The organism is Pseudomonas sp. SB113, assembly GCF_040754745.1.
GTDB classification, from domain to species: domain Bacteria; phylum Pseudomonadota; class Gammaproteobacteria; order Pseudomonadales; family Pseudomonadaceae; genus Aquipseudomonas; species Aquipseudomonas grimontii.
In genome coordinates, this window is record NZ_JBFMHW010000123.1 from 1 (window position 1) to 480 (window position 480).

Here is a 480-nt window from a genome sequence, read left to right on the forward strand (position 1 = left end):
GCCTGCCAATGGCCCTGATGGCGATCATCGTCGGCATGGCCCTTGGCTCCAGCGGCGCGACCATGCAGACTCTTCTCGATAACCCGCTTGCGAGCCCCTACACGCTTGGGCTCGCATCTGCGGCGGGTTTTGGCGCATCGCTCGCCATTCTGAACGGCGGCTGGGGGCTCAATCCGTTATTCGCGGTACCCGCCAGCGCCTTCGTCTTTGCCTGCATGGCATCCGCCCTGATCTACTCCGTCGGCAATATGCGCGGCATGATGGGCGATACGATGATCCTCGCCGGCATCGCCCTGATGTTCCTGTTTCACTCACTGCAATCGCTTTTGCAGTTCAATGCGACGCCCGAAGTCGGCCAGCAGATCGTCTTCTGGATGTTCGGCACGCTTGCCAAAGCCAACTGGACGAACCTGACCATCACGGCGATTGCCGTCGCATTCGCCTTGCCGTTCCTGATCCTCAATGCATGGAAACTTACCG

1 protein-coding gene is annotated in these 480 nt (G+C 60.2%); it reads left to right on the forward strand.

The annotated features are described in order from the left end of the window. Window positions 1-480, forward strand: a 480-nt coding sequence (locus tag AB1462_RS31765) for a FecCD family ABC transporter permease (protein WP_367249047.1), incomplete at both ends; no start/stop codon positions are given.